The organism is Rhodoferax sp., from assembly GCF_037143375.1.
Lineage (GTDB): Bacteria > Pseudomonadota > Gammaproteobacteria > Burkholderiales > Burkholderiaceae_C > Rhodoferax.
This window is the reverse complement of the sequence record NZ_JBAWYV010000010.1, coordinates 24,998-46,694: the sequence shown is the minus strand read 5'-3', so window position 1 is coordinate 46,694 and position 21,697 is coordinate 24,998. Positions and strand designations below refer to the sequence as shown.

Genomic DNA, 21,697 nt, shown 5'->3' with positions numbered 1-21,697 from the left:
GATGTGGTTTTCCTTGGCATCTTTGGGCTGTTTCTGAAGTCGTTGCTTTGACTCGATTGAACTACACCCCGTGTTTTAAACAAGTTGGGTAAACTGTTTTACGATGTCGTGCGTCAGTCGAATATGGGATTCCAGTGCCAATGCGGCACGGGAGTCTTGTCGGGCAAGAGCGGCGCGAAAGATGTCCTCGTGTTCGCGGTGCACGTCGCGGTCACTGGCATGCGCCGCAGTAAGCCGCCAATTGATGTTGCGGTATCGCTCGGCATGGCGGTACAAAATATCAAGAAAGTACTTGCTCCAATTAGAGTCGAACCCGGCGTTCAGTGCCGCGTGAAACGACTTGTTACGGCATTCCCACAGGCCTGGATCAGTCCCGTTCGGGTCACTCTCGGTTTGCGTCAGCTGTTGGTAGCTGGCAACCAATGCGGCTTCCCATTGCGAATCGCCATGGCGGATGGATTGGCGTAGCGCTTCGGTCTCCAGCATCACGCGGGTGTTGGTGACGTCTTCAAGGTCTCCCAGAGAGATCGGGGCGACTCGAAAACCACGCTGTCCCTCGGCGGTAACCAGTGCATCAGACACCAGCAACGACAGCGCCTCGCGCAAGGTGCCCGCGCCAACCTCGTATTGGTCTTTCAAATGCTCCACGCGCAGGCGCTCGCCGGGGGCTAATTTTCCGCACACCACGTCATGGCGCAGGCTCAAATAAGCTCGTTCAGCCAGGGTCCGGGGTGCCGTTGACTCTGAACTGAGGGACGGATCGATAGGGTGTTTTTGTGTACTCATGGGGTGACTTCCAATGTTTTTTTTCTGCCGGGTGATCCCGAGCCGACACTCCCCGTTGGACGGTGTTTTTGCCGATAGGCCAGTTGAGGACGGGTCAGCCCCAGCAGCCGTGCTGCCTCTGACAGGTTTCCGTTCGCACGGGCGACCGCTTGGTCAATCACTTGCGCCTCCATCTCTTCCAGAGAACAGCCGCTGTCAAGAATACGCACACTCAAATCTTCCTCCTTCGCGTTCGGCATCCGGATCAGCTGACCGCGCGCATCCAGACCAGTTAGTGTCGGTTCGGGCTGATTAGGGAAAAGATGCTCTACTTCAATCATGCCGCCCTGACTCGCAAGGATCACGCCACGCTCGACCATGTTTTCAAGTTCGCGCACGTTGCCAGGCCAATCGTGCTGCTGAAGTGCCTGTAGAGCACGTTCGCCAAATCCGGTGATGCGCTTACTATGCAGCGCGCAAAAGCGCGCCAGCATATTTTGCGCCAACAGTTCGATGTCGGCCATACGGTCTCGCAGAGCTGGAATGTCTACCGGGTAAATGTTAAGCCGGTACATCAAGTCGCGTCGGAACCGTCCAGCGAGCACCGCTTGTTCCAGATTCACGTTGGTGGCGGCCACCAGCCGCACATTCACCTTGCGCGTGACCACTCCGCCGACCCGTTCAATCTCACCCTCCTGCAAAACCCGCAGCAGCTTGGCTTGTGCCGCAAGCGGTAACTCGCCGACTTCATCCAGGAGCAAGGTGCCGCCGTCGGCGCGCTCGAAGCGTCCGGCTCGCGCCGCGTGAGCGCCTGTGTACGCCCCCTTTTCAACGCCAAACAGCTCGGCTTCAACCAGTTCAGAAGGCAGGGCTGCGCAGTTGACCGCAATAAAAGGAGCCTCAGCCCGGGTTGATAATTCGTGCAGCGCGCGGGCAAAACGTTCCTTGCCGACGCCTGTTTCTCCTGTGAGCAAGACCGTCACTTGGGTTTGTGCCGCCTTTTGCATCAAAGCATAGGCCTTGCGAAAAGCGACAGAGTTGCCGATAAGGCGGCCGCCGTGGCTCACCGGTTCCAGTGTAGATTTCAGAGCTTCAACTTGCGAGTGCAATGCCTCCATCTTGTCCATTAGAGAGTCGTCGGTGAAATAGACCCGGTGCGCTTCACCATCAGGCCATTCTTCAATCGGACGCCCGACGATCATGCAGTGGTCCGCGCCGCAGGCAGAGCAGAGAGTTTCCTTGAACAGGATCAATCGCCCCATAAAGGCGCTTGTGTATCCACTGGCATAACCCAGCAGCGTCCAGCAGGCCGGGTCTTCCACTACGCCAAATTTTTGCCGGTGCGCGTAAGCCTCCCAAGAGTGGTCCCATCGAAATTCGCCGTAAAACTGGCCAGCGGCAACGTCGAGCGTGAGTTTCACAGGCGTAACCCGTGCTGCTCCTTCCAGCATGTGCAACTGCGGCCCGACCATAAAGCTGTCTTGAAGCGCATCACCCGGGCGCGTTTTCTTGGCGTATTCGGCATCGCGAAGACCCGAGGCGTAGCCCATGCGCGTCAATATGCGCCGGGCATGTTCCGGTCCAACCGAATTTATCAAATCCTGGCGCAGTGCGGCCAGCGCTTGGGTGTGCATTAAAACCATGCGCCTGTCACCCATCCAAATAGAGCCGCTCTCGGGTTCAAAGCGCAACAGGCGACGCAAATCATCGTCCGGTGGGAGTTTAAAGTGGGGCGGCATGTCTTGTCCTTTTTGGCCAGTGGCTGTTTTTCTCGATATTACGTTACTGAGACTCAAATCAGGAAAAAACACAAGACTCAGCGGGTGAATTGATCATTTGATCAAATTTGGTTGATCAAAATGCATCAAAGGAATGAATACAGGATCGATTTATGCAGCGCAAAAACCAGGTAAACAACTAAATTCCTTGATTGCAGCTCGAAAAAATGACAAATAACGGCAAATCTCTAGGGGTTTTCCCTTTGAATCTCGAGATTAATGAAATTTTGGCACGGGCTGGCCGGTAACTTGCAAAGTTCAAGAAGTTACACCAACGTCATGTCATGAGCAATAAACCCACCTTCAACCCCAACCTCAAGTTTGTGCGCGTCATCGAAAAACACGCCAGCGGATTGGTTGAGTTTGAGTTTGCGGTGGGCGAACCCGAGCTGTTCGTCGAATTGTTAATGGCGCAGGCGCAGTTTGACGATTTCTGTGTCATGCACGGTGTGACCCCAACGCAGGGTCCCCTGGCAGCTTCACAGAGCCCCGAAGAGCAGGAATGGGACTGGAGTCTGCGCGCTGCACGCGAGCAGCACTTCCGTCACGACAACAAGGCCTGAACCCAGGCCAAAAACCAAGAGGAGACTTACTGAAATGCATATCGATCTTCGCACCGTCAGCATCGAACCACTGCGGCACACCTTCGACCACATTGCCGCGCGCATCGGCGCCGACAAACCTGCCTCGCGCTACCTTGAGGGCACGATGGATATCCAGGCCGAAACCAACTTTCACTATCGGCCGACCTGGGACCCGGAGCACGAAATTTTCGACGCCACACGGACCGCCATCACCATGAAAGACTGGTACGCGCTGAAAGATCCACGCCAGTTTTACTACGGTGCCTACACTGCCTCTCGCGCAAAAATGCAAGAGACGGCGGAGGCTGACTTTGAGTTTGTCGAAACCCGTGGTCTGGCTGAAAGCTATGACGAAGTCGCCCGGCGCACGGCACTGGATTTCTATGTGCCACTGCGTCATGTGGCGTGGGGTGCCAACATGAACGGCGCCTATATGTGCGCCTACGGTTTTGGCACCGCCATTACCCAGCCCTGCCTGTACCAAAGCATGGACCAACTCGGCGTTGCACAGTACCTGACCCGCATGGGACTGGTGCTCGGTGATCTGGGTGAAGTGCAGGCTGCCAAAAAAGCCTGGACCGACCAGCCGCATTGGCAAGAACTGCGCCGCTACGTCGAAGACACACTGGTCATGAAGGACTGGTTTGAAATGTTTGTGGCCCAGCATGTCGCCATTGATGGCTTGCTGTTTGGCTTGGCTTACAAAGAAGTAGATCAAGCGCTCAATGCGAAAGCAGGTCCGACAGTCTCCTTGTTAACCCGCTTTCAAAGTGAGTTGTTTGAAGACAGCAGCAAATGGATTGATGCCTGCCTGAAAGTCGCCGCCGCTGAGAATCCCGCAAACAAGGTGCAGTTGCAAACATGGATTGCGCATTGGCGTGGTCGTGCCATGAAGGCGCTTCAACCGTTGGCCAGCATGGCGTTGGGTGCCGATGGTGACGCTGCCTTGGCGCGTTCTGCCGCTCGTCTTGACGCCCGTCTGGCCAAGGCCGGCCTTCTCGCCTGATCGCACCGGAGTAACTCCTATGTCAAACGTATTCATTGCCTTTCAAAGAAACGAAGAAACCCGTTGCATCGTCGATGCCATCGTGGCCGATAACCCAAATGCTGTGGTGAGTATGCAGCCCGCCATGGTCAAGGTCGATGCCCCCGACATGATGGTGATCCGTCGCGAATCCGTGGAGGAGCAAATGGGGCGGTCATTCAATTTGCAGGAACTGCACATCAACCTGATCACGCTGACCGGCTACATCGAAGAAACCGATGACGAGTTCACGCTGAGCTGGAAGCACTGACAGCACCTCCCCCCTTCCTATAGAGCCCCTACAAGCACCGGAGACACATCATGGATATGAAAGTCAATAAAAAACTGAACCTGAAAGATCGCTACAACCTGTTGACGCGCGATCTCGATTGGGAACCCACCTACCAGAAGAAGATGGATATTTTTCCGTACCTTGAGTACGAAGGCATCAAGATTCACGACTGGGACAAGTTTGAAGATCCGTTCCGCCTGACGATGGATGCCTACTGGAAATACCAGTCGGAAAAAGAGAAAAAACTCTACGCCATCATCGACGCCTTTAACCAGAACAATGGGCATCTGCAAGTGACAGATGCGCGCTACATCAATGCGCTCAAACTGTTCATGACCGGAATTTCTCCCGCCGAATACATGGCGCACCGGGGCTTTGCCCACGTCGGACGCCAGTTCGCCGGAGCCGGTCCCCGCGTGGCCTGCCTGATGCAGTCACTCGATGAAATCCGCCACTCGCAGACGCAAATTCATTCGATGTCGAACTACAACAAGTTCTACAACGGCTTCCAGAATTGGCATCACCAGAATGACCGCGTCTGGTACCTGTCAGTGCCCAAGTCGTTCTTTGACGACGCAGTCACCGCTGGTCCGTTTGAGTTCATGGTGTCGATTGGTTTTGCGTTTGAATACGTGCTGACCAACCTGCTGTTTGTGCCGTTCATCTCCGGTGCTGCCTACAACGGCGACATGGCCGCGATGGCCTTCGGCTTCTCGGCCCAATCGGACGAAGCGCGTCACATGACGCTGGGCCTGGAGATGATCAAGTTCATCCTGGAACAAGACCCGGACAACCTGCCCATCGTGCAGCGCTGGATCGACAAATGGTTCTGGCGCGGCTACCGCGTTTTGACCCTTGTGGCCATGATGATGGACTACATGTTGCCCAAGCGCGTGATGAGCTGGAAAGAAGCCTGGGAGACCTATGCTGAAGCCAATGGCGGCGCCTTGTTTGCCGACCTGGCACGCTACGGTATCACCGTCCCCAAGGGCTGGGAGCAGGCGTGCAAGGACAAGGACCACCTGTCGCATCAGGCCTGGTCCACCTTTTACAACTACGGTGCAGCCGCTGCCTTCCACACTTGGGCACCAACCGAGTCAGAAATGGAATGGTTGTCGGCCAAGTACCCCGATACCTTCGATAAACATTACCGGCCAAGGTTTGAGCATTGGGCCAAGGAAGCCAAAGAAGGCCGTCGCTTCTACAACGGCACACTGCCGATGTTGTGCCAGACCTGCCAGATCCCTATGGTCTTCACCGAGCCCGATGACCCGACCAAGATCGCCTACCGCGAGTCCGACTACAGCGGCATGAAGTACCACTTCTGCTCTGACGGCTGCAAGGATATTTTTGACCACGAGCCGGAGAAATACATCCAGGCCTGGTTGCCCGTGCACCAAATTTACCAAGGTAATTGCTTCACCCCAGAAGCTGACCCCACAGCCCCCGGTTTCGATCCGTTGGCCGAAGTCCTCAAGTGGTACCGCATCGAGATGGGCCGTGACAACCTTGACTTTGAAGGCTCGCAGGACCAGAAAAACTTCCAGGCCTGGCGCGATCTCGCCACCGGCAACTAAGCCACCTACAGGAGACCGATTCATCATGGCTATTGCATCCCTTCGCCCCTACCCCTTCATCCAGAAGGACACCGTGGATAAATTTCCGGCTCCGTTGCTCTACATCGGATGGGAAGACCATCTCATGTTCTGCGCGCCGTTCTGTGCCCCGATGCCACCCACCCTGAAGTTTGGTGACATGCTGGCCGGTGCCTTTCCAGGCCTGTTTGGCGCTCATCCCGACTTTGCCAAGATCGACTGGACCCAAGCCGAGTGGTTCAAATCTGGCAAACCCTGGACGCCGGATGCCGAGAAAACACTCGCTGAAAACGGCCTGGGTCACAAGGATGTGATCCGTTTCAGAACGCCGGGCCTGAATGGCCTGAACGGTTCGTGCAACTAAAGTAACGAGGCACTGATGAGCTATCAACTCACCATCGAGTCGACCGGACAAGTGCTGGAGGTCGAGGACGGTCAAACCATCCTCGACGCCGCGCTGCGGGCCGGCATTTACTTGCCTCACGCCTGCTGTCATGGTTTGTGTGCGACCTGCAAGATCGAAGTCACCGATGGTGAAGTGGATCATGGTGCGGCATCCAACTTCGCGCTCATGGACTATGAACGCGAAGAAGGCAAAACGCTGGCCTGTTGCGCCACGCTGCAATCAGACGTGACGATAGACGCCGAAATTGAAGAAGAACCCGATGCCCTGAATCTGCCGGTGCAGGACTACCGTGGCACAGTGTCCCGTCTGGCTGATTTGACCCCAACGGTCAAGGGGGTCTGGATCACTTTGGACGCCCCGAAAAACATGGTGTTCCAAGCTGGGCAGTACATCAATCTGGTGGTGCCGGGCGAGGTCCAAAGCCGGGCTTTCTCCATCGCCAGTGCGCCTTCAGCGTCGGGTGAAATCGAGCTCAACATTCGGCGCGTGCCCGGTGGCGTCGCCACCGGTTGGGTGCACGAGACGCTCAAGGTGGGCGAAGCGGTTCGCTTCAGTGGACCCTACGGGCGCTTCTTTGTGCGCCAGAAACAGCATCAGGCAGAACAACTGCCGTACCTGTTCCTGGCGGGTGGTTCTGGCTTGTCGAGCCCACGCTCAATGATCCTGGATCTGCTGGAACAAGGCTGCACACGTCAGATTGCACTGGTCAACGGGGCGCGCCACCAGTCCGAGCTGTACCACCACGAAGAGTTCGTGGCGCTGGCCGCGCAGCATGCACATTTTGACTACGTGCCGGTGCTCTCCAACGAGCCTGCCGACTCTGGATGGACGGGCGCGCGCGGCATGGTGCATGAGGCGGCGAAAGCCCATTTTGCCAATGACTTCAGGGGTCGCAAGGCCTACCTGTGCGGTCCGCCGATCATGATTGAAGCGTGCATAACTACTCTCATGCAGGGGCGCTTGTTCGAGCGGGACATCTACACCGAAAAATTTATTTCGGCGGCCGATGCCAACCAGACGCGCAGTCCGCTGTTCAAGCGGGTTTGAGGAGCGATCACGATGATTCTCGACACCCGCCCCAAGGTCAGTGTGCACGTCGCGCAGACCAATGAAACCTTTCTGTGTGCCAACGACGAAAGTCTGTTGCAAGGCATGTTGCGTCTGGGCCGCAAGAGCATTCCGGTGGGTTGCGTCAACGGCGGCTGCGGTGTCTGCAAGGTCCACGTTCTCGAGGGGCAATGTCGCCCGCTCGGGCCCATCAGTCGCGCGCACGTCAGTGCCGCGGAGGAGGCAGACGGCTTGACGCTGGCCTGCCGTGTTGCGCCCGTCACCGCTATTGAGTTGAAGGTGGTGGGTAAGTTTGAAAAGCCGTTCAGCAAAGGGTTTGCCTTCACGGTAAATCCCTGATTATTTAAACAACGAGGAGACATCAAATGGGTATTTTGCGTATTGGTCACATCAGCATTCGCGTGATGGACATGGCGGCTGCGCTCAAGCACTATGAAAACGTGCTGGGCATGAAAAAAACAATGGAAGACAAGCACGGCAACGTGTACCTCAAGTGCTGGGACGAGTGGGATAAATACTCGCTGGTGCTGACCCCGTCAGACCAGGCTGGCCTGAACCATGTGGCCTACAAGCTGGAGAAAGACGCTGACCTGGACGACCTGAAAGCCAAGGTCGAAGCCTACGGCATCGCCACCACTATCCTGCCTGAAGGCACACTGCCTTCTACCGGACGCATGCTGCAATTCAACCTGCCCAGCGGCCACGAAATGCGCCTCTATGCGATGAAAGAGTACGTTGGCACCGAGGTCGGCACGCAGAACCCAGATCCGTGGCCAGACAACATCAAGGGCGCAGGCGCGCACTGGCTTGATCACTGCCTGTTGATGTGTGAGCTGAACCCAGAAACCGGTGTCAACAAGGTCGCCGAGAACACCAAGTTTGTCATGGAAGTGCTGGACTTCTTCCTCACGGAGCAGATCCTGGTCGGCCCCGCCGGCGACATGCAAGCGGCCACCTGGCTGGCCCGAACCACCACGCCGCATGACATCGCCTTTGTGGGCGGTCCCCGCATGGGCTTGCACCACATTGCGTTCTACCTTGATTCGTGGAACGACATCCTGAAGGCCGCCGACATCATGGGCAAGACCAAGACCAAAATCGACGTCGCTCCGACACGCCACGGCATTACGCGCGGCGAGACGATTTACTTCTTTGACCCAAGCGGCAATCGCAATGAAACCTTCGCCGGACTGGGCTACCTGGCCCAACGCGACCGGCCCGTCACCACCTGGGATGAGTCTCACTTGGGCAACGGCATCTTCTTCCACACGGGTGAGATGGTGTCGTCGTTCACAGAGGTGTATACCTGATTGATTGAATGAGCCGTGGCTACCCCAAGTCCTGATTCATCAGCTTGGGGTGCCTTTGTTTTAGAAACGTAGCAAGCACCATGAACCAGCCTCTTTCACAGCAAGCCACTCACCCCCCCGTTAGCGTCGTTGTGCCCACGATTGACTGGTACGCCGCCCACCAGGCCGTCGGCGCCGCGGTGCAGGCGGCACAGGCCATGGGCGTGCGCGTCAATGTCGCGGTGGTTGATGCCTCCGGTGTGCTTGCATCTTTCTTGCGAATGCCGGGGGCCCCGCTGCATTCAGTAGAGATCGCCATCGACAAGGCCTATACCGCGGTCAGCTTTGGTCTGGCTACCAGCCAGTGGCATGGCGCACTGCAGCAGCATTCGCCCGCCGTGCGCGACGGCATCGTGCTGCGGCCCCGCTTTGTGGCCTTTGGCGGCGGGTTGCCCATCGTGGACAGTGGTCAGCGCATTGGCGGCATCGGTGTCTCCGGCGGCTCCGAGCAAGAGGATGAAACCTGTGCCCGCGCCGGACTGGCCACCCTCGGGATAACCGCATAGCGACGATTCGCCCCCACCCATTAGCACTTCAAGAGAGAGAAAAAAAATGAAAGACATCCGGAACTTCATCAACGGCGAATACGTCACCAATGTCAGCGGCAAGACCTACGAGAAACGCAACCCGGTTGACAACAGCCTGATCGGCATGGTCCATGAAGCCGGCCAGCCCGAAGTGGATGCCGCCGTGGCCGCCGCTCGCGCAGCACTGAACGGTCCCTGGGGCAAGCTCTCGGTGGTCGACCGCTGCGCCATGCTGGATGGGGTAGTGGCCGAGATAAACCGCCGTTTTGATGACTTTCTGCAAGCCGAAATTGCCGATACCGGCAAGCCGGCACACCTGGCCTCGCACATCGACATCCCGCGCGGTGCCGCCAACTTCAAGATATTCACCGACACCATCAAGAACGTCTCGACCGAATCCTTCGAGATGCGCACCCCCGACGGCAAAATGGCCCGCAGCTACGGCGTGCGTACCCCGCGCGGCGTCATTGCCATCATCTGCCCGTGGAATCTGCCACTGCTGCTGATGACCTGGAAATGCGGCCCGGCCATGGCCTGCGGCAACACCGTGGTCGTCAAGCCGTCAGAGGCCACCCCCAGCACCGCCACCTTGTTGGGCGAGGTCATGAACAAGGTTGGCGTGCCACCCGGCGTCTACAACGTGGTCAACGGCTTTGGTGTCAACTCGGCGGGTTCCTTCCTGACGGCCCACCAGGGCGTGAACGGCATCACCTTCACCGGGGAGACCAAGACCGGCACCGCCATCATGAAAGCGGGGGCTGACGGCATCCGCCCGGTGTCGCTGGAACTCGGTGGCAAAAACGCCGCTGTGGTGTTTGCTGATTGCGACTTCGAGAACGCCGTGAATACCGTCACCCGCTCGGTTTTTGAGAACGCCGGCCAGGTCTGCCTGGGAACTGAGCGCGTCTATGTGGAGCGTCCGATCTTTGACAAATTTGTCGCCGCGCTGAAGGTCAAGGCTTCAGAAATGAAGCCCGGTCGCCCGTTTGACCATGACACCAAAATCGGCCCGCTGGTCAGCAAAATTCACCAGAAGAAAGTGCTGTCTTACTACGCCAAAGCCAAAGAAGAGGGCGCCAACATCGTCTTCGGCGGCGGTGTGCCTGACATGCCCGATGATTTGAAAGACGGTTGCTGGGTGCAACCCACCATCTGGACGGGCCTGCCGGAAACCGCCACCGTTGTGCGTGAAGAAATCTTTGGCCCCTGCTGCCATATTCAGCCCTTTGACACCGAAGAAGAGGCGGTGCGCATGGCCAATGACACCAAGTACGGTCTGGCCACCTCCATCTACACGCAGGACATCAGCCGTGCCAGCCGCCTGGCGACACAAATTGAAGTGGGGCTGTGCTGGATTAATAGCTGGTTCCTGCGCGACCTGCGCACCCCATTTGGCGGCTCCAAGCAGTCCGGCATCGGCCGTGAAGGCGGCGTGCATTCGCTGGAGTTCTACACAGAACTGCGCAACGTGATGATCAAGTACTGAGATGCCCATGAGCGCCAATCCAGAGATCGCCAACCGGGTTCGCACCGGTGCTTTCCATAGCAATGTGCACGACGTGGGCCAGGGCTTTCCGGTGCTGTTGTTGCACGGCTCCGGCCCCGGTGTCAGCGCCTGGGCCAACTGGCGCTTGTTGTTGCCGGTACTGGCCCAAGCACGCCGCGTCATCGCCCCCGATTTATTGGGTTTTGGCTACACCGAGCGGCCCGCCGACCCCACCGACAACGCGCAGTACAGCATGGCGATCTGGGTGCAACAGGCGGTGGATTTGCTCGACACGCTGGGCATTGAGCAAACCGATCTGATTGGCAACTCTTTTGGTGGTGCGCTGGCCCTGGCCTTGGCCATTGCCCACCCCAAGCGGGTGCGCCGTCTGGTGCTGATGGGCAGCGTGGGCGTGCCTTTTGTCATCACGCCCGGCCTTGATGCGGTTTGGGGCTACACGCCCTCACTGGCCAGCATGCGCCAGTTGCTGGACATCTTTGCGTTTGACCGCGCACGCGTCACCGACGAGTTGGCCCAGCTGCGCTACCAGGCCAGCATTCAGCCCGGTTTTCAGGAGTCGTTTGCGGCCATGTTTCCGGCCCCACGCCAGCGCTGGTTGCCGGCCATGGAAAGCAGCGAGGCCGATATTCGCGCTTTGCCGCATGAAACCTTGATGGTGCATGGGCGCGAAGACCAGGTGATTCCGCTGACGACGTCGCAGACGCTGTCGCAATGGATAGCGCGCAGCCAGTTGCATGTGTTTGGCCAATGTGGTCACTGGACGCAGATAGAACACGCAGCGCGCTTTGCCCTGCTGGTCGAGAATTTTCTGACCGAAGCGGATGCGCTCAAGACCTGACCTTACTTCGATTTACTATAGTTTTGATAGCTGCTTACGCAGGTAATACCTGCGCTAGAGGCCTAAAACATATAAAACCATTTATTCAAATTCAACCAACCGGACCTTTTCACATATGGATGCCAAACTGATCGAAACGCTGGGCGACGAGCTGTACCACGCCATGAGCACGCAAACCGTGGTCGAGCCGCTGACCACGCGCCACCCCAACATCACCATCGAGCACGCGTACCACATCCAGCAGCGCATGCTGTCACGCCGCCTGAGCGCGGGCGAGCGCGTCGTTGGTAAAAAAATCGGCGTCACCTCGGCGGCGGTCATGAACATGCTGGGCGTCTACCAACCTGATTTTGGCTACCTGCTCGACGGCATGATCTACAACGAAGGCCAGTCGGTGGATGCCAGCACCCTGATCCAGCCCAAGGCAGAGGGCGAGATTGCGTTCATCTTGAAAAAAGACCTGATGGGCCCCGGCATCAGCAACGCCGACGTGCTGGCTGCCACCGAGTGCGTGATGCCGTGCTTTGAGATCGTCGACTCGCGCATCCGCGACTGGAAGATCAAGATTCAGGACACCGTGGCCGACAACGCCTCGTGTGGCGTGTTTGTGCTGGGCGACTGCGCCGTGGACCCACGCCGCATCGACCTGTCCACCTGCGGTATGGTGCTGGAAAAAAATGGCGAAATCATCGGCACCGGTGCTGGCGCAGCGGCACTGGGCTCACCGGTGAATGCCGTGACTTGGCTGGTGAACACCTTGGGCCGCTTGGGCATCGGCATCAAAGCCGGCGAAGTGATCTTGTCCGGCGCACTGGCCGCCATGTCGCCCGCCAAGGCCGGCGACAACTTCCGGGTGTCGATTGGTGGCATGGGCAGTTGCTCGGTGCGCTTTCACTGAGGCAAAAAGCCATGGCAGCAGCGATCCTCGACAAACCTGCGGGTGCCGTCACGGTGCTGATCACGCGCCGGGTCAAGGCCGGGCACGAGACAGCGTTTGAAAAAGCCTCCGCCGACATGACCGCCGCCGCAAGTACCTTCCCTGGTTATCTGGGCGGCCAGTTGGTGCATCCAGACGAAGAGGGCGGAGAAGACGCCGCGCTGTACCATGTGGTGTTTGCGTTTGACACGGCAGAGCACTTGCAGGGCTGGCAGCAGTCACCCACGCGGACGCTCGGGCTGGCCGCGATTGCGCCGTACATCGAAGGCCAAACGCAGCGTCAGGTCAGCGGCCTGGGCCACTGGTTTGCCGCACCCGTAGGCCCCAAGCAGATGCCACCACAACGCTGGAAAGTGGCGGTCGTCACCTGGCTGGGCATTTGCCCCACGGTGTATGCGATGTTTTTGTTGCTGGGGCCCTTGCTGGCCTCATGGGCCTTGCTACCCCGCGTGATGGTGCTGACCTCGCTGGTCGTGATCATCATGACCTGGTTGGTGGCGCCCCAACTCACCCAACTGCTCAAGCCGTGGCTTTATCCCGCCACGCGGCCCCACATTTCATAAAGAATCTCTATGGATCTTCAACTAAAAGGCAAGCGCGCCTTGATCACCGGCTCTACCTCGGGCATTGGCTGGGCCACCGCGCGCGAACTGGCCGCCGAAGGCGTCAGCGTCATCCTCAATGGTCGCGATGCGGTGCGGCTGTCCAGCGCGGTAGCGCGCATTCAAGCGGAACTGCCAGATGCGATGGTGGACGGTGTGCAGGCCGATTTATCTACTGCCGCCGGTTGCCAGCGTCTGCTGGACGCCGCAGGCGAGGTCGATATTCTGGTCAACAACCTCGGCATCTTCGAGCCCAAAGCGTTCGAGCACATCAGCGACGACGACTGGCTGCGGTTCTTCGAAGTCAATGTGCTGAGCGGCGTGCGCCTGAGCCGTCATTACCTGTCCCTCATGAAGGCGAGTGGCTGGGGTCGGATTGTTTTCATCTCCAGTGAATCGGGCATTTGCCCACCTGGCGATATGGTGCATTACGGCATGAGCAAGTCGGCCCAGTTGTCGGTGTCGCGCGGGTTGGCTGAAACCTGTATCGGCACCGGTGTCACGGTCAATGCCGTGCTGCCTGGCCCTACCCGCACCGAAGGCGTGGGCGAGTTCTTTGCCACGCTGGCGCGGGACGCCGGAGAAACGCTGGCCCAAGCCGAGCACGACTTCTTCAAATTCGCCCGACCCACCTCCTTGCTGCAGCGCTTTATCGAGCCGCCTGAAGTCGCGGCCATGGTGACCTATATCTGCAGCCCGCGCGCTGCTGCCACCAACGGCGCCGCACTGCGCGTTGAAGGCGGCGTGGTGCGTTCCCTCATTTAAATTAAACCCTACGGAGTCTTCATGAAAAAAATCAAATGCGCCCTGATCGGGCCCGGCAACATTGGCACCGACTTACTGGCCAAGCTGCAACGCAGCCCGGTGCTGGAGCCGGTCTGGATGGTCGGCATCGACCCCGAATCCGACGGCCTCAAGCGTGCCCGCGAAATGGGCATCAAAACCACCGCCGCAGGTGTCGACGGCTTGCTGCCGCATGTGCTGGCTGACGGTGTGCAAATCGCCTTTGACGCCACCAGCGCCTATGTGCATGCCGAAAATTCGCGCAAGCTCAATGCTCTGGGCGTGATGATGATTGACCTGACGCCTGCGGCCATTGGCCCCTTCTGTGTGCCACCGGTGAACCTGTTGGAACATGTCGGCAAGGGCGAGATGAACGTCAACATGGTCACCTGTGGTGGCCAGGCCACGATTCCGATGGTGGCCGCCGTGAGTCGCGTGCAGCCCGTAGCCTATGGCGAAATCGTTGCCACGGTGTCAAGCCGGTCCGCCGGGCCCGGCACGCGCAAGAACATCGATGAATTCACGCGCACCACCTCGGGTGCGGTCGAGAAAGTGGGCGGTGCCAAAAAGGGCAAAGCCATCATCATTCTCAACCCGGCCGAGCCACCACTGATCATGCGCGACACCGTGCATTGCCTGACCGAAACCACCCCCGATCAGGAAAAAATCACGGCGTCGATTCACCAGATGCTGGCCGAGGTGCAAAAGTATGTGCCTGGCTACCGCCTGGTCAATGGCCCGGTGTTTGACGGCAACCGTGTCTCGGTTTACATGGAAGTGGAAGGCCTGGGCGACTACTTGCCCAAGTACGCTGGCAACCTCGACATCATGACCGCCGCCGCCGCCCGCACCGCCGAAATGTTTGCTGAAGAAATCCTCGCGGGTCGCCTCACGCTCAAGGCCACCGCCGCTGCAATCGCCACCCCGGCTTTTGCCTGAACCCCTTAGGAGAAATGACATGACATTGCAAGGCAAAAAAATCACGCTTCACGACATGACTCTGCGTGACGGTATGCACCCCAAGCGCCACCTGATGACGCTCGACCAGATGAAAAGCATCGCTTGCGGCCTGGATGCCGCCGGTATCCCGTTGATTGAAGTGACCCATGGTGACGGTCTGGGTGGCAGTTCGGTCAACTACGGTTTTCCAGCGCATACCGATGAGGAATACCTGGGCGCGGTGATCCCGCTGATGAAACAGGCCAAAATTTCGGCACTGCTGTTGCCCGGCATCGGCACCGTTGATCATTTGCTGATGGCCAAGGACCTGGGCGTCAGCACCATCCGCGTGGCCACGCACTGCACTGAAGCCGACGTGTCCGAGCAGCACATCACTAAGGCGCGCGAGCTGGGCATGGACACCGTCGGCTTCCTGATGATGGCGCACATGGCCAGCGCTGAAAAGCTGGTCAGCCAGGCGCTGCTGATGCAGGGCTACGGTGCCAACTGCATCTACGTCACGGACTCGGCCGGCCACATGCTGCCCAATGACGTGAAGCAAAAGCTGAGCGCCGTGCGCCAAGCACTCAAGCCCGAAACCGAGCTGGGCTTTCACGGCCACCACAACCTCGCGATGGGCGTGGCCAATTCAATTGCAGCGATGGAAGTCGGCGCCAACCGCATCGACGCCGCCGCCGCTGGCCTGGGGGCTGGCGCGGGCAATACGCCAATGGAAGTGCTGGTCTCGGTGCTGGACCTGATGGGCGTCGCCACCGGGGTTGATGTGTACAAGATTCAGGACGTGGCCGAAGATCTTGTGGTTCCGATCATGGACTTCCCGATCCGCATCGACCGCGACGCGCTGACGCTTGGCTACGCCGGTGTGTATGGCTCGTTCCTGTTGTTTGCCAAGCGCGCCGAGAAGAAATATGGCGTGAGCGCCCGTGACATTCTGGTGGAAATGGGCCGCCGTGGCATGGTTGGCGGACAGGAAGACATGATCGACGATACCGCCATGACTCTGGCCCGTGCCCGTCAAAATCAAACCAAGGTAGCCGCATGAAACTCGACAACGCAACTATTCTCGCTCTGGCCGAACGTCTGGAAAACTGCCAGCTGCAGCAGCAAGACACCCACAAAATCACCGACGACTATCCCGAAATGGATTGGGACGACGCCTACGCCATTCAAGATGAAATCCGCCGCCGCAAGGTGGCACGTGGCGCGCGCGTGATCGGCCTCAAAGCCGGACTGACCTCTCACGCCAAGATGAAACAAATGGGTGTCACCACACCGGTGTTCGGTTTCATGACTGACGACTACGCCGTGCCCGATGGCGGCGAGTGCAAAGTGAGTGAACTGATTCACCCCAAAGTCGAGCCCGAGATTGCCTTCGTTACCAAGACCGAGTTGCGCGGCCCCGGTTGCCACATCGGCGCCGTGCTGGCCGCCACCGACTTTGTGATGCCCGGCATCGAAGTCATCGACAGCCGTTACCGCGACTTCAAATTCGATCTGAAAAGCGTGGTGGCTGATAACACCTCGGCCGCGCGCTTCGTGGTTGGCGGGCAGCCCATGAGCGTCTCGGGTGTTGACCTGCGCACCGTCGGCATCGTGCTCGAGAAAAATGGACAAGCCGTCGCCTTTGGCGCCGGTGCCGCGGTGCTGGGCCACCCGGCGGCCGCCATTGCCATGCTTGCCAACCATCTGGCCGAACGGGGTGAGTGCATTCCGGCGGGTAGCCTGATTTTATCGGGTGGTATCACCGAAGCGGTCTCGGTTCAGGCCGGTGACAATGTCACTTTACGCGTGCAGGGCATGGGCAGCACCAGCATGCGGTTTGTTTGAAGCCCGCAGGAGAAACCCGAATGCCTTTTGCACAGATTTACCTCATTGAAGGTCGTACCGAAGAACAAAAACGCGCCGTGATCGAGAAAGTCACCGCGGCACTGGTGGAGGCGGTAGGGGCGCCTATCGCCAATGTGCGCGTCTGGATTCACGACGTGCCCAAAGAGAACTGGGGTATTGCCGGGGTCAGCGCCAAAGACATGGGCCGCTGACGCAAAGAAGGGTCACCAATCAGGCGGGTTGGTGACCCGTTTTTCAGTCTTCTTCCTTTTTCAGATTGTCTTTGAACGTCTGTATGACCGCCAAAAAAGCCTTCAATATAGCGGAGTCATCGTCCTTGCGGTGTATGCAACTCAGGTCAACGTGAGTTGGAAATTTGTCTGCAAAGGGGCGGTAGACCACCCCCGGCAACTTCAACGTGGTAGCTGATTTGGGCACAATCGTCATCCCCAGCCCACCGGCCACCAGCGCCACGCCCGTCACGACATCCCCGACGATTTGAGATATTTCAGGCATGAATCCAATGCTGCGGCAAAGCTCAATAATTTTGTCGGCAAAGTTAGGTCGATCGCCATTGGGAAACAGTATCAACGGGTGACTTTTCAAGTCCATGAAGGAAATCGATTCCTGTTGACTGAGCGGATGATCTTCATATACGGCCAAATACAGAGGCTCGTGAATGATCAATAAATTCTCGATGTCGGGATGAGCGAGTGGCATGCGATGGAAGCCGATCGTGATCCGCTTTTGTCGCAGCGCTTCAATTTGCTCGCCCTTGGTCATCGTGTGCAATACCACTCTGACATCGGGATGGGTGTCACGGAACAGGTGCAGCAACTGCGGAATGACCTTGAGAATGCCGGTACCAAAGATGCCGATATCAAGCCGCCCCAGTTTGCCTTGACCGGCACGCACCGTGCGCTCAATGGCCTGTTCCATCAGGTAACGAATATTTCTGGCTTCGGCCAGGAACATGTCACCGGCTTGGGTCAATTCCACGCCACGCGGCGTACGGATAAATAACTGAACCTCAAGTTCCTGTTCGAGTTGCTGAATTTGTCGGGTGAGCGGTGGCTGAGAAATATGCAAGCGCAGCGCAGCCCGGCCAATGTTCAGTTCTTCGGCGACCGCAATAAAGGATTTGAGATGTCGAATATCCATAGCTTCGCACTAAAAAATCAGTTCAGATTTGAACAAAAAAACCAGTTGAAATTCTATTCCACGCTGACGTGCCACTAACCCTGAAAAACAATGTTGTTTCGGAGACACGCAAGGGTTTGTACCGAGTCGTATTACTTGTTATTCCGCATCATTAATTGGTAGGAAATAAAAATCTTGTCAAGCTAGGGTAACTACCCATAAGGGCACTGTGGAAAACAAGCGTCAACAAGCTGAAGCTATCCGCTGGGCCGCATGGCTATTGAGTTTTCATGAAGAAATGACTACTCATCGAGGTCTCACTGTAGCCTTAACGATGAGTGAATTTGATAAAAATATTTAGAGAAATATAAGCTATGTGCCAGCGCTATTAGGAGATAAAGAGGCTGAGGGCATCTTGCTGCGATCCATACCCAATCGGTATCAAGCATGGATTTTCATAGTATTGGACGGTAATTATCGGGCTGCGTAAATTACAAAGTCTGAATGCGTGAGTTGCGGCCTTATCACGGTCACAAGCGTAGTTCGGACAACCTTATAAGTCGAAAATTTAGGAGCAGCAGATGAGAAAAAATAGCAGCACTCGGCACCTGAAGATGATTCCGTCAGCACGGCAAGTACGCGCTGCGATCGGGATTCTTCTGGGTGGCGTCAGCGCCCTGGGATCAGCCTACGCCGTTGGGATTGAAACCGATAACCCGGACATCAAAATGTCGTGGGACAACACTTTCAAATACAGTGCCGGCTGGCGCTTGAATGATGCGGATGCCAAAGTGGCAGACAATTCCTTAGGCCCTCAGATGAACACCAACGATGGTGACCTGAATTTCAAAAAAGGGGCGATGATTTCCAATCGCTTGGATTGGTTGTCAGAGTTTGATCTTCGCTACAAAAATGCTTATGGCTTGCGCATCAGCGGCGCCGCTTGGTACGACGATGTATACAGCCATAGCAACGATAACAGCGGCGTGTTTGTAAATTCCACATCAGTTTCGTCGTCTAACCAGTTCACAGATGCCACTCGCGATCTGCATGGTCGTAAAGCTGAGTTTCGGGATGCCTTTGTGTATGGAAGCTTCACGCCAGGTGAAATGAATGTCAACGTCAAGGCCGGGCAGTTCACTCAGCTTTATGGCGAATCACTCTTCTTTGGCTACAACGGTATTGCCGCAGCGCAAACACCACTTGATCTGGCGAGGGCCCTTTCCGTACCGAACTCGCAATTCAAAGAAATTGCAATGCCCGTCAAACAATTGTCCACCCAAATCCAGATCAATCCACAAGTTTCTGTGGGAGCGTATTACCAGTTCGAGTGGAAGAAGAACAGTCTTCCAGCAGCGGGTAGCTATTTCAGCTTTGCAGACTTTGCAGATGCGGGTGGCGAATCCTTGATTCTTGGCCCTGGTGCTGCCGTGCGTCGTGGTGAAGACATCAAAGCAAGTGATACCGGTCAAGGCGGTGCACAGGTGAAATTTAAGGTTGGTGATTCAGAGTATGGCTTCTACGCTGCCCAGTTTCACGACAAAATGCCGCAGTTCTATGTTCGCCCAGGGGTGAATGCTGGCGGTGGTTTCATCGGCGATTATGTGCTCGTTTATGGTGAAAATATCAAGACATACGGGGCAAGTATCAGCACGCTACTGGGTGAAACCAACGTAGCGGCAGAACTTTCCATTCGCAACAATATGCCCATGGTGGCGCGGGGCATCACGGTGGTTCTGCCAGGAAACACCACGGCCAATGGCGGTAACAATCCGGCCTATCCAGTCGGTGATTCACTGCATTTGAATATGTCTGCCATCAGTGTTCTGGGCGCCAGTCCGCTTTGGCATGGTGCCAGCTTCGTTGGCGAGTTCGCGTACAACCAGCGCTTGAAGATCACCAAGAATGAAGACCAGCTTGATCCATTGGCAACCGAAAGTGCAAGCGCCATTCAGTTTGTATTCCAGCCTGAATACTTCCAGGTCATGCCGGGATTAGATCTTCAAGTGCCGATCGGGATCGCATATGGCATCAGTGGTCGATCATCCATAGCGGGCGCGTCTTCCCTGATGCCCTCAGAAGGTGGCGGCAACATCAGCATAGGCATCAAGGGTGACTACAAGAAGACGTGGCAAACCAGTCTCAACTTAACGCACTACTTCGGCTCGAGCGGAGCGGTGATCAAGTACGGCACGGCAGTCCCAGAACTTTCATACCAGAACTTCCACGGTGACCGAGATTTCATCTCTCTCTCAGTGCAACGGACGTTTTAATCCAAACCAAAATCACAATCACGAGATCTGAATCATGAAAAAAACTATGTTGTGTGCGACCGTGGTCGCGCTGATGGCCGGAACCACGGGTGCCTACGCAGCCGTGTCTGCCGATGAAGCCGCTAAATTAAAATCGACACTCACGCCATTGGGTGGCGACAAGGCCGCCAATAAAGATGGCAGCATTCCCGCTTGGGATGGCAAGACCACGGTGGCTGCTACGCCAAAGATCGGTGACATCCCCACCCAGATTTTTGCAGGTGAAAAAGCGGTCGTTCAGATCTCCGCCAAAAACATGGCGCAGTACGCCGACAAGCTGAGCGAAGGCACACAAGCCTTGCTCAAAAAGTACCCGGACACCTTCCGGGTCGATGTTTACCCAACCCACCGCACTGCTGTTGCCCCCCAGTATGTGTATGACAACACGTTCAAGAATGCCACCAACTGCAAGACCAAAGCTGGCGGTTATTCGGTCGAAGGTTGCTTCGGCGGTATTCCGTTCCCTATTCCCAAAGATGGAGCCGAGGCGATCTGGAACTACCTCTTGCGGGTAGAGGCGGAGTCAACGGAACTGAACTTCAAGAACATCATTGGTACGTCAGATGGTGTACGCACCATGGCAACCCACAATGATCAGTCCAACCAGTATCCTTTCTACTACAAAGACGGTTCGGCTGAAAAGTGGGCCGGTGAGTATTGGATGCAGCGCTTCATGACCATTGCTCCGCCATTCAAGGCGGGTGAGTCACTGGTGATTCGCGACAGTGTCAATGTCGCCACGCCTCGTCAAACCTGGCAGTACCTGGTGGGTCAGCGTCGCGTGCGCCGTGCCCCCACCGTTGCCTACGATACGCCGGACTTCGTGGCGTCGGGTGCCAATTACTTTGATGAAGTGATGGGCCTCATGGGTTCGCCAGATCGCTACCAGTGGAAACTGAACGGCAAGAAGGAGATGTATGTCCCCTACAACACCAATGGTCTGGTGACCGCGAAGGAAGAAGATGCGTTTGCCAAGCGGCACATGAATCCTGACAAGCTGCGCTGGGAATTGCACCGTGTTTGGGAAATCGAAGCAACTGTGGCGGCAGGCAAGCGTCACGCAGTTCCTAAACGCCGCTACTACCTGGACGAAGATACCTGGCTGTTGACGTTGATGGACGGCTACGATCCAGAGGGCAAACTGTGGCGCACGACGCAGGTCTTCCCATACGTCGTTCCTGCGATCCCTGCGGTTGTTATCAAGCCGGTCACCGTGTTTGATTTGCAAAAGGGCACGATGAGTATGGTGCAGTCGCTCAATGGCGGCACCTTCAAGGTCTTGCCACAACGCAAATCTGAAAACTACTTTACCGGTGATGCCGTTGCCGCTGACGCTAGTCGCTAATTGAAGAAGCATGCCGGGGAGATTTTTCCCCGGCACTTTCTGCCGGCCCCGGGTTCTC

General features: G+C 57.0%; 23 protein-coding genes. 20 read left to right on the top strand and 3 right to left on the bottom strand.

The genetic code is table 11. The annotated features are described in order from the left end of the window. Window positions 1-75: 75 nt before the first annotated feature. Window positions 76-786 (bottom strand): GntR family transcriptional regulator, encoded by a 711-nt coding sequence (locus WCG50_RS03250; RefSeq protein ID WP_336898134.1) that lies wholly within the window; start codon window positions 784-786, stop codon window positions 76-78. Next, window positions 783-2,504 (bottom strand): sigma-54-dependent Fis family transcriptional regulator, encoded by a 1,722-nt coding sequence (locus WCG50_RS03245; RefSeq protein WP_336898133.1) that lies wholly within the window; start codon window positions 2,502-2,504, stop codon window positions 783-785. Before WCG50_RS03245 ends, WCG50_RS03250 begins: the two co-directional genes overlap by 4 nt. A gap of 323 nt (window positions 2,505-2,827) precedes the next feature. Between WCG50_RS03245 and WCG50_RS03240 the strand changes: the two genes are divergently transcribed. From WCG50_RS03240 to WCG50_RS03155, 18 genes are all read left to right on the top strand, one after another. Beyond that, on the top strand, window positions 2,828-3,106 hold the full coding sequence (locus WCG50_RS03240) for a phenol hydroxylase subunit (RefSeq protein WP_336898132.1): 279 nt from the start codon (window positions 2,828-2,830) through the stop codon (window positions 3,104-3,106). Window positions 3,107-3,140: 34 nt separating this feature from the next. Then, entirely contained in the window at window positions 3,141-4,133 is a 993-nt protein-coding gene (locus WCG50_RS03235) for an aromatic/alkene monooxygenase hydroxylase subunit beta (protein WP_336898131.1), read from the top strand. A gap of 19 nt (window positions 4,134-4,152) precedes the next feature. After that, complete coding sequence (locus tag WCG50_RS03230; RefSeq protein WP_336898130.1) at window positions 4,153-4,422, top strand: MmoB/DmpM family protein; 270 nt, start codon at window positions 4,153-4,155, stop codon at window positions 4,420-4,422. 50 nt (window positions 4,423-4,472) lie between these two features. Further along, the gene (locus tag WCG50_RS03225; protein WP_336898129.1) at window positions 4,473-6,020 is read left to right on the top strand and encodes an aromatic/alkene/methane monooxygenase hydroxylase/oxygenase subunit alpha; all 1,548 of its coding nucleotides are present in this window, start codon (window positions 4,473-4,475) and stop codon (window positions 6,018-6,020) included. Between the two features lie 25 nt (window positions 6,021-6,045). Continuing rightward, entirely contained in the window at window positions 6,046-6,402 is a 357-nt protein-coding gene (locus WCG50_RS03220; RefSeq protein ID WP_336898128.1) for a phenol hydroxylase subunit P4, read from the top strand. A 15-nt stretch (window positions 6,403-6,417) separates the two neighbouring features. After that, window positions 6,418-7,491, top strand: coding sequence for a phenol 2-monooxygenase domain-containing protein (locus tag WCG50_RS03215; protein ID WP_336898127.1), 1,074 nt, complete (start codon window positions 6,418-6,420; stop codon window positions 7,489-7,491). Between the two features lie 12 nt (window positions 7,492-7,503). After that, window positions 7,504-7,851, top strand: a complete 348-nt coding sequence (locus tag WCG50_RS03210) for a 2Fe-2S iron-sulfur cluster binding domain-containing protein (protein ID WP_336898126.1) — start codon at window positions 7,504-7,506, stop codon at window positions 7,849-7,851. Between the two features lie 26 nt (window positions 7,852-7,877). Continuing rightward, window positions 7,878-8,822 (top strand): catechol 2,3-dioxygenase, encoded by a 945-nt coding sequence (locus tag WCG50_RS03205; protein WP_336898125.1) that lies wholly within the window; start codon window positions 7,878-7,880, stop codon window positions 8,820-8,822. Window positions 8,823-8,902: 80 nt separating this feature from the next. Beyond that, window positions 8,903-9,367, top strand: a complete 465-nt coding sequence (locus tag WCG50_RS03200; RefSeq protein WP_336898124.1) for a heme-binding protein — start codon at window positions 8,903-8,905, stop codon at window positions 9,365-9,367. A gap of 46 nt (window positions 9,368-9,413) precedes the next feature. Continuing rightward, the gene (locus tag WCG50_RS03195; RefSeq protein WP_336898123.1) at window positions 9,414-10,874 is read left to right on the top strand and encodes a 2-hydroxymuconic semialdehyde dehydrogenase; all 1,461 of its coding nucleotides are present in this window, start codon (window positions 9,414-9,416) and stop codon (window positions 10,872-10,874) included. 7 nt (window positions 10,875-10,881) lie between these two features. Beyond that, complete coding sequence (locus WCG50_RS03190) at window positions 10,882-11,733, top strand: alpha/beta hydrolase (RefSeq protein WP_336898122.1); 852 nt, start codon at window positions 10,882-10,884, stop codon at window positions 11,731-11,733. Between the two features lie 115 nt (window positions 11,734-11,848). Continuing rightward, window positions 11,849-12,631 (top strand): 2-oxopent-4-enoate hydratase, encoded by a 783-nt coding sequence (gene dmpE, locus WCG50_RS03185; RefSeq protein ID WP_336898121.1) that lies wholly within the window; start codon window positions 11,849-11,851, stop codon window positions 12,629-12,631. A gap of 11 nt (window positions 12,632-12,642) precedes the next feature. Next, window positions 12,643-13,233, top strand: a complete 591-nt coding sequence (locus WCG50_RS03180) for an antibiotic biosynthesis monooxygenase (protein ID WP_336898120.1) — start codon at window positions 12,643-12,645, stop codon at window positions 13,231-13,233. Window positions 13,234-13,242: 9 nt separating this feature from the next. After that, a complete protein-coding gene (locus WCG50_RS03175) occupies window positions 13,243-14,037 on the top strand; it encodes an SDR family oxidoreductase (protein ID WP_336898119.1) in 795 nt (264 codons plus the stop codon). Between the two features lie 21 nt (window positions 14,038-14,058). After that, on the top strand, window positions 14,059-14,994 hold the full coding sequence (locus WCG50_RS03170; protein WP_336898118.1) for an acetaldehyde dehydrogenase (acetylating): 936 nt from the start codon (window positions 14,059-14,061) through the stop codon (window positions 14,992-14,994). A gap of 19 nt (window positions 14,995-15,013) precedes the next feature. Beyond that, window positions 15,014-16,057: a 4-hydroxy-2-oxovalerate aldolase gene (gene dmpG / locus WCG50_RS03165; RefSeq protein WP_336898117.1), complete on the top strand. Its 1,044-nt coding sequence runs from the start codon at window positions 15,014-15,016 to the stop codon at window positions 16,055-16,057. Then, window positions 16,054-16,842, top strand: a complete 789-nt coding sequence (gene dmpH, locus WCG50_RS03160; RefSeq protein WP_336898116.1) for a 2-oxo-3-hexenedioate decarboxylase — start codon at window positions 16,054-16,056, stop codon at window positions 16,840-16,842. Before dmpG ends, dmpH begins: the two co-directional genes overlap by 4 nt. A 20-nt stretch (window positions 16,843-16,862) precedes the next feature. After that, complete coding sequence (locus WCG50_RS03155; protein WP_336898115.1) at window positions 16,863-17,054, top strand: 2-hydroxymuconate tautomerase; 192 nt, start codon at window positions 16,863-16,865, stop codon at window positions 17,052-17,054. Between the two features lie 43 nt (window positions 17,055-17,097). Here WCG50_RS03155 and WCG50_RS03150 read toward each other — a convergent pair whose 3' ends face one another. Beyond that, the gene (locus tag WCG50_RS03150) at window positions 17,098-18,003 is read right to left on the bottom strand and encodes a LysR substrate-binding domain-containing protein (RefSeq protein ID WP_336898114.1); all 906 of its coding nucleotides are present in this window, start codon (window positions 18,001-18,003) and stop codon (window positions 17,098-17,100) included. Between the two features lie 560 nt (window positions 18,004-18,563). Between WCG50_RS03150 and WCG50_RS03145 the strand changes: the two genes are divergently transcribed. Both WCG50_RS03145 and WCG50_RS03140 read left to right on the top strand, forming a co-directional pair. Next, window positions 18,564-20,255 carry a DUF1302 domain-containing protein gene (locus WCG50_RS03145; protein ID WP_336898113.1) on the top strand — a complete coding sequence of 564 codons (1,692 nt, stop codon included), beginning with the start codon at window positions 18,564-18,566 and terminating at the stop codon, window positions 20,253-20,255. Window positions 20,256-20,289: 34 nt separating this feature from the next. Then, a complete protein-coding gene (locus tag WCG50_RS03140) occupies window positions 20,290-21,639 on the top strand; it encodes a DUF1329 domain-containing protein (RefSeq protein WP_336898112.1) in 1,350 nt (449 codons plus the stop codon). Window positions 21,640-21,697: the final 58 nt, after the last annotated feature.

Bases quoted from the DNA above. Each gene is read 5' to 3' on its own strand.
- WCG50_RS03250 (WP_336898134.1), bottom strand. From the start codon at position 786: ATGAGTACACAAAAACACCCTATCGATCCGTCCCTCAGTTCAGAGTCA.
- WCG50_RS03245 (WP_336898133.1), bottom strand. From the start codon at position 2,504: ATGCCGCCCCACTTTAAACTCCCACCGGACGATGATTTGCGTCGCCTG.
- WCG50_RS03240 (WP_336898132.1), top strand. From the start codon at position 2,828: ATGAGCAATAAACCCACCTTCAACCCCAACCTCAAGTTTGTGCGCGTC.
- WCG50_RS03235 (WP_336898131.1), top strand. From the start codon at position 3,141: ATGCATATCGATCTTCGCACCGTCAGCATCGAACCACTGCGGCACACC.
- WCG50_RS03230 (WP_336898130.1), top strand. From the start codon at position 4,153: ATGTCAAACGTATTCATTGCCTTTCAAAGAAACGAAGAAACCCGTTGC.
- WCG50_RS03225 (WP_336898129.1), top strand. From the start codon at position 4,473: ATGGATATGAAAGTCAATAAAAAACTGAACCTGAAAGATCGCTACAAC.
- WCG50_RS03220 (WP_336898128.1), top strand. From the start codon at position 6,046: ATGGCTATTGCATCCCTTCGCCCCTACCCCTTCATCCAGAAGGACACC.
- WCG50_RS03215 (WP_336898127.1), top strand. From the start codon at position 6,418: ATGAGCTATCAACTCACCATCGAGTCGACCGGACAAGTGCTGGAGGTC.
- WCG50_RS03210 (WP_336898126.1), top strand. From the start codon at position 7,504: ATGATTCTCGACACCCGCCCCAAGGTCAGTGTGCACGTCGCGCAGACC.
- WCG50_RS03205 (WP_336898125.1), top strand. From the start codon at position 7,878: ATGGGTATTTTGCGTATTGGTCACATCAGCATTCGCGTGATGGACATG.
- WCG50_RS03200 (WP_336898124.1), top strand. From the start codon at position 8,903: ATGAACCAGCCTCTTTCACAGCAAGCCACTCACCCCCCCGTTAGCGTC.
- WCG50_RS03195 (WP_336898123.1), top strand. From the start codon at position 9,414: ATGAAAGACATCCGGAACTTCATCAACGGCGAATACGTCACCAATGTC.
- WCG50_RS03190 (WP_336898122.1), top strand. From the start codon at position 10,882: ATGAGCGCCAATCCAGAGATCGCCAACCGGGTTCGCACCGGTGCTTTC.
- dmpE (WP_336898121.1), top strand. From the start codon at position 11,849: ATGGATGCCAAACTGATCGAAACGCTGGGCGACGAGCTGTACCACGCC.
- WCG50_RS03180 (WP_336898120.1), top strand. From the start codon at position 12,643: ATGGCAGCAGCGATCCTCGACAAACCTGCGGGTGCCGTCACGGTGCTG.
- WCG50_RS03175 (WP_336898119.1), top strand. From the start codon at position 13,243: ATGGATCTTCAACTAAAAGGCAAGCGCGCCTTGATCACCGGCTCTACC.
- WCG50_RS03170 (WP_336898118.1), top strand. From the start codon at position 14,059: ATGAAAAAAATCAAATGCGCCCTGATCGGGCCCGGCAACATTGGCACC.
- dmpG (WP_336898117.1), top strand. From the start codon at position 15,014: ATGACATTGCAAGGCAAAAAAATCACGCTTCACGACATGACTCTGCGT.
- dmpH (WP_336898116.1), top strand. From the start codon at position 16,054: ATGAAACTCGACAACGCAACTATTCTCGCTCTGGCCGAACGTCTGGAA.
- WCG50_RS03155 (WP_336898115.1), top strand. From the start codon at position 16,863: ATGCCTTTTGCACAGATTTACCTCATTGAAGGTCGTACCGAAGAACAA.
- WCG50_RS03150 (WP_336898114.1), bottom strand. From the start codon at position 18,003: ATGGATATTCGACATCTCAAATCCTTTATTGCGGTCGCCGAAGAACTG.
- WCG50_RS03145 (WP_336898113.1), top strand. From the start codon at position 18,564: ATGAGAAAAAATAGCAGCACTCGGCACCTGAAGATGATTCCGTCAGCA.
- WCG50_RS03140 (WP_336898112.1), top strand. From the start codon at position 20,290: ATGAAAAAAACTATGTTGTGTGCGACCGTGGTCGCGCTGATGGCCGGA.